This window comes from Streptomyces sp. NPDC059989 (genome assembly GCF_042736975.1).
In the GTDB taxonomy this organism is placed as follows: domain Bacteria; phylum Actinomycetota; class Actinomycetes; order Streptomycetales; family Streptomycetaceae; genus Streptomyces.
Window position 1 is genome coordinate 1 of sequence record NZ_JBHWUO010000110.1, and the last position, 8117, is coordinate 8117.

General features: G+C 71.8%; 8 protein-coding genes. 6 read left to right on the forward strand and 2 right to left on the reverse strand.

All coding sequences use genetic code 11. The features are described from left to right. The 5 genes from ACFWBN_RS39275 to ACFWBN_RS39295 form a co-directional block, all read left to right on the forward strand. The coding region (locus ACFWBN_RS39275; protein ID WP_385186154.1) for a hypothetical protein at window positions 1-94 on the forward strand (94 nt) is incomplete at its 5' end. A gap of 371 nt (window positions 95-465) precedes the next feature. Next, the gene (locus ACFWBN_RS39280) at window positions 466-651 is read left to right on the forward strand and encodes a Trm112 family protein (protein WP_385186529.1); all 186 of its coding nucleotides are present in this window, start codon (window positions 466-468) and stop codon (window positions 649-651) included. Window positions 652-710: 59 nt separating this feature from the next. Continuing rightward, on the forward strand, window positions 711-1844 hold the full coding sequence (locus tag ACFWBN_RS39285; RefSeq protein WP_385186532.1) for an SIS domain-containing protein: 1134 nt from the start codon (window positions 711-713) through the stop codon (window positions 1842-1844). Window positions 1845-1883: 39 nt separating this feature from the next. Then, window positions 1884-3041, forward strand: coding sequence for a mannose-6-phosphate isomerase, class I (gene manA / locus ACFWBN_RS39290; protein ID WP_385186535.1), 1158 nt, complete (start codon window positions 1884-1886; stop codon window positions 3039-3041). Window positions 3042-3113: 72 nt separating this feature from the next. Further along, the gene (locus ACFWBN_RS39295; protein ID WP_385186538.1) at window positions 3114-4043 is read left to right on the forward strand and encodes a cation diffusion facilitator family transporter; all 930 of its coding nucleotides are present in this window, start codon (window positions 3114-3116) and stop codon (window positions 4041-4043) included. Window positions 4044-4157: 114 nt separating this feature from the next. On the opposite strand, the gene lepB is transcribed toward ACFWBN_RS39295, so the two are convergent. Then, window positions 4158-4847, reverse strand: coding sequence for a signal peptidase I (lepB, locus tag ACFWBN_RS39300; protein ID WP_385186541.1), 690 nt, complete (start codon window positions 4845-4847; stop codon window positions 4158-4160). Window positions 4848-4951: 104 nt separating this feature from the next. After that, the gene (locus ACFWBN_RS39305; RefSeq protein WP_385186544.1) at window positions 4952-7021 is read right to left on the reverse strand and encodes a fructose-specific PTS transporter subunit EIIC; all 2070 of its coding nucleotides are present in this window, start codon (window positions 7019-7021) and stop codon (window positions 4952-4954) included. 347 nt (window positions 7022-7368) lie between these two features. On the opposite strand from ACFWBN_RS39305, the gene ACFWBN_RS39310 reads away from it, so the two are divergent. Then, window positions 7369-8117: adenosylhomocysteinase (locus tag ACFWBN_RS39310; RefSeq protein WP_385186547.1), on the forward strand; the 749-nt coding region annotated here is incomplete at its 3' end.

Genomic DNA, 8117 nt, shown 5'->3' on the forward strand with positions numbered 1-8117 from the left:
CACCGAGCCGTTGCTGCGTCTGAACGTCGAGGCCCGTGACGAGGCGACGCTGTCCAAGGTCCGCGACGAGGCCCTGGCCCTCATCCGCGCCTGACGAGTGCTGCCCCGGCAGAGGCCGCCCAGCCCCTGCCGGGGCGGCCCCCCGCCCCACTCCCTCCGCCGTAGGCAATTCCAGGGCTGCCCGACTCCTTCCGGCACTGGGCGGCCAATCCCAGCCTCGCCGGCGTTTGAGGCGCGGGGTCCGGGGCGGAGCCCCGGCAACGGCGCCGCACGCAAGTAGCTGCCGCGGGGCAAATCAGCCCCGCCGGCGTTTGAGGCGCGGGTCCGGGCGGAGCCCGGTGCCCGGCGGAGTCGGGTTCCCCGGGGCGGAGCCCCGCCAGCGACCCCGCACACCAGGCCGCACCGGAGGTGACTCGGCGGTACGCTGACCACGCCCCACCCGCACCCCCGAAGGGAACCCGCCCCATGCCGCTCGAAGCCGGTCTGCTCGAGATCCTCGCCTGCCCCGCCTGCCACGCGCCCCTCGAGGACAAGTCGGCCGACGAGACGTCCCCCGAGCTGATCTGCACCGGCCAGGACTGTGGTCTCGCCTACCCCGTCCGCGACGGCATCCCGGTACTCCTCGTGGACGAGGCCCGCCGCCCCGCCTGAGCCCCACCACGCCGCGAGACGCGCAGACTGGTTCCGTCACACAACAGCCGGAGGCCGCCATGCTCGACGAGTCGCTCCTCGACGCACCGGACGATCTCGCCCGCGCCGACCGGCGGGGCCTTCTCCGAGGCGCCGCCGAAGCCGGCGCCAGAGTCCGCACAGCGGCCCGGCACGCGGCCGAAGCGGGCCTCGGCGACCTGCGGCCCGACGGCCGCCCCCGGGCCGTCCTGATCGCCGGCCCCGGCACCGCCGCCACCGGCGTCGCCGACCTGCTCGGGGCCCTCGCCGGAGCCTCCGCGCCCGTCACCCGCCTGCATCCCACCGGCGTCGCGCACGCCGCCGGCGCCCTGCGCTGGGCCCTGCCCGGCTGGGCCGGCCCCGTCGACCTGCTGCTCATCGCCACCACCGACGGCACCGAGCCCGGGCTCGCGGTCCTCGCCGAACAGGCGTACCGGCGCGGCTGCACCGTCGTCGCCGTCGCGCCCGAGCGCTCACCGCTGAGCGAGGCGGTGGACGGCGCGCACGGGCTCCTCGTACCGATGGCCAAGGCCCCGTACCAGGAGTACGACGAGTCCGCCGCGGCCGGCCCGGGCGCACTGTGGGCCCTGCTGACGCCCCTCCTCCTGCTCCTCGACAAGGTCGGCCTGATCACCGCCGCCCCCGACACGCTCCAGCTCGTCGCGGACCGGCTCGACCGCACCGCCGAACGCTGCGGCCCCGCCATCGCCACCTATTCCAACCCGGCCAAGACCCTCGCCGCCGAGCTGGCGGACTCCCTCCCGCTCATCTGGAGCGAGGGCGAAGGAGCGGGCCCCGCGGGCCGCCGCTTCGCCGCCACGCTCGCCGAGCTCGCCGGCCGCCCCGCACTGGCCGCCGCGCTCCCCGAGGCACTGCCCGCCCACGGTGTCCTGCTCGCCGGATCCTTCGCCGCCGGTGCCGATCCCGAAGACTTCTTCCGTGACCGGGTCGATGAGCCCCAGGCTCTGCGCGCCCGCATCGTCCTGCTGCGTGACCGGCCGACCGGCGGCCTCACCGCCGCCCCCGCCGCACGCGAGCTCGCCCTCAGCCACGACACGGCCATCAGCGAGCTCGAACCGGAGGAGGGCGTGGAGCTGGAACAGCTCGCCGAACTCCTCGCCGTCACGGATTTCGCCACCGCCTACCTGGCGTTGGCCTCCGGGGGACACAGCTGAGGTACACGTCCGTACCCGGCTCTATCCAGGAAGACGACGATGGACCGCCTGACCAACACGATCCGCCCCTACGCCTGGGGATCGACCACCGACATCCCCACGCTGCTCGGTGTCGAGCCCACCGGTGAACCCCAGGCCGAGATGTGGATGGGTGCCCACCCGGGCGCCCCTTCCCGCATCGACCGCGGCTACGGTGAGACGGCCCTCTCCGACGTCATCGCCGCCAACCCCGACGGGGAACTGGGCGCCGCCACCGTCGCCAAGTTCGGCCCGCGGCTCCCCTTCCTCCTCAAACTGCTCGCCGCCGGCGCCCCCCTCTCCCTCCAGGTCCACCCCGACCGGGCCCAGGCCGAAGCGGGGTTCGCGGACGAGGAGCGCCGCGGGATCCCCATCGATGCGGGCCACCGCAACTACAAGGACCCCAACCACAAGCCCGAAATGCTCTGCGCGCTCACCCCGTTCGAGGGACTGTGCGGCTTCCGCCCCCCGGAGCAGGCCGCCGACCTGATCGAGGGCCTGGGCATCGGCTCCCTCAAGCCGTACGCCGACGTGCTGCGCGCCCACCCCGAGGACGCCGCGCTGCGCGAGGTGCTCACCGCCGTACTGACCGCGGACCGCGAGCAGATGGCCCACACCGTCACCGAGACCGCGGCCGCCGCCGAGCGCCTCGGCGGCCCGTACGCCCCGTACGCCGCCCTGGTCCACGACCACCCCGGCGACCCGGGCGTCATCGCGGCCATGCTGCTCAACCACTTCCGACTCCAGCCCGGCGAGGCGGTGTTCCTCGGCGCGGGCGTCCCGCACGCCTACATCCGGGGCCTCGGCGTCGAGCTGCTGGCCAACTCCGACAACGTGCTGCGCGCCGGGCTCACCCCCAAACACGTGGACGTGCCCGAGCTGCTGAAGATCGTGAAGCTCGAACCGGGGGACCCGCACGTACTGCGCCCCGAGGGTGACGGCGAGGAGGTCTACGAGAGCCCCATCGACGAATTCCGCCTCTCGCGCTTCGTCCTGGCCCCGGGCGCGGCCTCCCGGCTGCTGCCGGCGGACACCCCGCAGATCCTGCTCTGTACCTCCGGCCACCCGCGCCTCGGCGAACTGACCCTGGCCCCCGGCGAGTCCGTCTGGGTCCGGGCGGGCGAAAAGGTCGAACTGTCCGGTACCGGTACCGTCTTCCGCGCGACCGTGGTGGCCTGACGTACCGTCCGCGGTGACGGCTGCAACAATGTGCGGCCGGTAGTCAGTGGCTAGGAAGGACACCCTGCACCCATGAGCGCGTCGGGCGGTACCAAGGCGATCGTGGCGGCACTCGCCGCCAACCTCGCCATCGCTGTAGCCAAATTCGTGGCGTTCCTCTTCAGCGGCTCCTCGTCGATGCTCGCGGAAAGCGTCCACTCGCTGGCGGACTCCGGGAACCAGGGGCTGCTGCTCCTCGGCGGGAAGAAGGCCCAGCGCGAGGCCACGCCGCAACACCCCTTCGGGTACGGGCGCGAGCGCTACATCTACGCCTTCCTCGTCTCCATCGTGCTCTTCACCGTCGGTGGCATGTTCGCCATCTACGAGGGCATCGAGAAGATCAAGGAGCCGCACGCGATCGAGGCCTGGTACTGGCCCGTCGGCGTCCTCCTCTTCGCGATCATCGCCGAGTCCTTCTCCTTCCGCACCGCGATCAAGGAGTCGAACGAGATCCGCGGCGGCCAGACCTGGAGCCAGTTCATCAAGCGCGCCAAGGCCCCCGAGCTGCCCGTCGTCCTCCTGGAGGACCTCGGCGCGCTCGTCGGCCTGGTGCTGGCGCTCGGCGGCGTCGGCCTCGCCCTGCTGACCGGCAACGGGGTCTGGGACGGCATCGGCACCCTCTGCATCGGCGCCCTGCTGATCATCATCGCGATCATCCTGGCCGCGGAGACCAAGTCCCTGCTGCTCGGCGAGGCCGCGGGCGCCGAAGAGGTCGAGAAGATCAAGGCCGCCGTCGTCGACGGTGACGTCGTGACCCGCGTGATCCACATGCGCACCCTGCACCTCGGCCCCGAGGAGCTGCTGGTCGCCGCCAAGATCGCCGTCGAGGGCAACGACACCGCGACCGAGGTGGCGGACGCGATCAACGCCGCCGAGGCCCGCATCCGCGCGGCCGTGCCGATCGCCCGCGTGATCTACCTGGAGCCGGACATCTACCGTCCGGGCGCCTCCCTTACCAAGTAACCGACGGGCGTACGGAAGGCCCCCGCGAGCCGCACACGGCTCGCGGGGGCCTTCCGCGTGGCAGGCGTTCCACGCGTTCCGGTCGCCCAGCGCCCTGGGCCCAGCGCCCAGCGCTCAGGCCGCGGGCCAGGTCGGCGCAACCGGCTCCGGCCGCCGCCGGCGCACCACCAGCGCCCAGATCCCCAACGCGCCCCCGAGCAGGAGCACGACGGTCCCGCCGACGGAGAGCCCGCCCGCGACGAGGAGTTCCGTCGGACGCGCGACCTGCTCGCCGATGACGTCCGACCGGTCGAGAGTGCCCTGGTTCTCCCCGGGGTGCAGTGAGGAGTCGTGGGAGTCCATCCGGTTGTCGCCCATCAGGAAGATCCGCTCGCTGGGCACCGTGACGTCGAAGGGCACGCTCGACGGCCGCGACCGGTCCAGGACGTACGGCTCCTCCAGCGGTTCCCCGTTGAGCCTGAGCGTCGTCTCGCCCCGCCGGTACTCGATCCGGTCGCCGCCGACCGCCACCACCCGCGACAGCAGCGGCCCGTCCGGCACCCACTCCGGAACCGATACGAGCACCACGTCCCCGCGCGAGACCTCGAAGTTCTCGCCGTGGGTGCCCATGGTGAACCAGGCGGTGTCCCCCGGCTCGTAGGTCGGCCGCATGTTCGAGCTCGGGATGGTCTTCTTGTCGTAGACCACCTCCACGTGATCCGTCTGCGTCGCCCCCAGGAACGTCCCGCCGAGCAGCAGCAGCGCGCCGGTCACCACCAGCACGATCGCCCAGATACCGCGTCTGTGGCCCCGCCTGCGTTCCATCAGCCCGTCCCCCTCAGAAGCTCCCTGTGAGCGGGCAGCGTACGGAACGCCTTCGGGCCCCCGCCGGCCGGGTGGCGGGGGCCCGAGGGCAGAGGGCTCGGCGGCTACCGGATCTCGCGCAGCACGTCGAGGATCGCCGGCTCGTCCGGGGCGGACTGCAGCCGCTCCCGGAAACCACCGTCCATCAGCTTGCGCGACAGCAGTGCCAGGATCCGCAGGTGCTCGTCTCCGGCCGCGGCCTCCGGCACCGAGATCATGAAGACCAGCCGGGCCTTCGTCCCGTCCAGCGAACCCCACTCGATGCCCTCGTCGGACCGGGCGAAGCCCACCGTGGGCCGGGCGACCGCGTCCGTCTTGGCGTGCGGGATGGCGATCGACTCGCCGAGGCCCGTCGTGCCCTGCGCCTCCCGCGCGAGGGCGACCCGTACGAGCTCGTCCACGTCCCGGACGTTGCCGGTGGTGGCCAGCATCTGCGCCATCTCGCGGATCGCGGCCTCCTTGGAGTCCGAGGCCAGCTCCGTTTTCACGGTCTGCCCGGTCAGGTACCCGGAGAGCACCTGCGACTGCCCGGCCGGAGCGGCGGCCGCCGCCGCGGGCGCGGCCTGCGCCTGCGCCCGTACGGCCGTCCCGGCGGCACCGGCACCCGCACCGGCACCCGCCCCCGCGCCCACGCCCACGCCCGCCAGGACCGGCTCGGGCGATCGGGGCACCTGCGGGCCGGCCCCGCCGTTCCGCCGCTCCTTGATCTCGATCAGCGCGTTCGTGGCCAGCGCCGTGACCACCGTGCCCGCCGCGATCGCGACGAAGAACATGGCGACACCGCTGACGGCGCCGAACAGCGAGACGATCGGACCGCCGTGCGGCACGGAGTCCTCGACCCCGGCCAGGCCCGCGATCGCACCGGCCACGGCGCCACCCAGCATGTTCGCCGGGATGACCTGCGCCGGCCGCGCGGCGGCGAACGGGATGGCACCTTCCGAGATGCCGAAGAAGCCCATGAACAGCGCGGCGATGCCCGTCTCCCGCTCCTGGTCGCTGTACAGCTTGCGGCGCAGCAGCGTCGCCAGGCCCTGGCCGAGCGGCATGACCGGAATCGCGGCCGCGGCCATGCCCATGACGTGGTTGTTGGTGCCGATGAGGCCCACCGCGACGAGGAAGGCTGTCTTGTTGACCGGGCCGCCCATGTCGAAGGCGATCATCAGGCCGATCAGGGCGCCGAGCACGATCGCGCTGGAGCCGGTCATCCCGTTCAGCCAGTTGGTCAGGTGCGTGAAGACCCAGGAGATGGGCCGGCCGATGACATAGATGTAGAAGAGGCCGAGCGCCACGGTCGACAGGATCGGGATCACGATGATCGGCATGATCGGCTGGACGAACTTCGGGACCTTGACCTTCTTGATCCACACGACCAGATAGCCCGCGAGGAAACCGGTCGCGATCGCGCCCAGGAAGCCCGCGTTGGCGTCCGCCCCGTAGATGTTCACGGCATCGGCCGCCAGGAAGCCGCCGATCATGCCCGGTACGAGTGCGGGCCGGTCACCGAGGGCGTAGGCGATGTAGCCGGAGAAGATCGGCAGCATCAGCTTGAAGCCGAGACCGCCCAGGGCGTTGACGTAGAACCAGAACGAGCCCTGGTCGAACTCGATGCCCTTGGAGGTGGAATGCCCGCCGAGCGCGATCGAGACGGCCAGCAGCAGACCGCCCACGACCACGAACGGGATCATGTGCGAGACGCCGTTCATCAGCGCCTTGTAGGCGGCACTGCGCTCCCGGCCGCCGCCGGCGCTCCCGGCGCCGGCCGCCGCGGCCGTCCCGCTCTGTACGGGCGCGCTCCGCACGCGCTCGATCAGCTCCTCCGGCTTGTGGATGCCGTCCGCGACACCGGTGGACAGGACCCGCTTGCCGGCGAAGCGCTCGCGGTCGACCTCCTTGTCCGCGGCGATGATGATGCCGTCCGCCTCTCTGACATCGTTGTCAGTGAGCACGTTCTCGGCCCCGATGGAGCCCTGCGTCTCCACCTTCATGTCGACGCCGAGGCGCTCGGCGGCCTGCTGGAGCTTCTCCGCGGCCATGTAGGTGTGCGCGATCCCCGTGGGGCACGCGGTCACGGCGAGCAGCTTGAGGCGCTTCTCCCCGCTCGCGCCGCCTGCGGGAGGGCCTGCCGGACTGGTCACTGGAATCTCCTTCGCACCAATGGGCCTGCGGGATCGCGCATGTGTTCCGATCCATCGGCATCCTTCCCCATGTAAGAGGTGGATCAAAAGTCCGAAAGGCCCCAAACCTTCCTGCCGGAGGGCCCGACATCGCGTCACGACCTAACGCGCCGTCGACTGGGGCAGGCTCGGCTGATCGGTGTAGATTCGTCATCAGTGTCAGGCGTCGCTGCTGATGGCGGTCGGGCGGTCCTCGTGACCGGCCGAGGGGAGAGAGGGCCCCCGACGGACTGTGCTCGGTGCTCCGTCCCCAGGACGGTGCACGGCTCAGCCGTACCCACCCTCTCGAACCATGAGGAGCAGCACGCATGGACTTCAAGGTCGCAGACCTTTCCCTTGCCGCTTTCGGCCGCAAGGAGATCACGCTGGCCGAGCACGAGATGCCGGGCCTGATGTCGATCCGCGCCGAGTACGCGGCGACCCAGCCCCTGGCCGGCGCCCGCGTCACCGGCTCCCTGCACATGACCGTGCAGACCGCCGTGCTCATCGAGACGCTCGTCGCCCTCGGCGCCGACGTCCGCTGGGCCTCCTGCAACATCTTCTCCACCCAGGACCACGCGGCCGCCGCCATCGCGGTCGGCCCGAACGGCACCCCGGAGAACCCGCAGGGCGTCCCGGTCTTCGCCTGGAAGGGCGAGACGCTGGAGGAGTACTGGTGGTGCACGGAGCAGGCGCTGACCTGGCCGAACACCCCCACCGGCGGCCCGAACATGATCCTCGACGACGGTGGTGACGCCACCCTCCTCGTCCACAAGGGCGTCGAGTTCGAGAAGGCCGGCGCGGCCCCGGACCCGTCCACGGCGGACTCCGAGGAGTACGGCTACATCCTCACCCTGCTCAACCGCACCCTCGGCGAGACCCCGCAGAAGTGGACGCAGCTCGCGTCCGAGATCCGCGGCGTGACCGAGGAGACCACCACCGGTGTCCACCGCCTCTACGAGATGATGGCCGAGGGCAACCTGCTCTTCCCGGCGATCAACGTGAACGACGCCGTCACCAAGTCGAAGTTCGACAACAAGTACGGCTGCCGGCACTCCCTGATCGACGGCATCAACCG

Bases quoted from the DNA above. Each gene is read 5' to 3' on its own strand.
- ACFWBN_RS39280 (WP_385186529.1), top strand. From the start codon at position 466: ATGCCGCTCGAAGCCGGTCTGCTCGAGATCCTCGCCTGCCCCGCCTGC.
- ACFWBN_RS39285 (WP_385186532.1), top strand. From the start codon at position 711: ATGCTCGACGAGTCGCTCCTCGACGCACCGGACGATCTCGCCCGCGCC.
- manA (WP_385186535.1), top strand. From the start codon at position 1,884: ATGGACCGCCTGACCAACACGATCCGCCCCTACGCCTGGGGATCGACC.
- ACFWBN_RS39295 (WP_385186538.1), top strand. From the start codon at position 3,114: ATGAGCGCGTCGGGCGGTACCAAGGCGATCGTGGCGGCACTCGCCGCC.
- lepB (WP_385186541.1), bottom strand. From the start codon at position 4,847: ATGGAACGCAGGCGGGGCCACAGACGCGGTATCTGGGCGATCGTGCTG.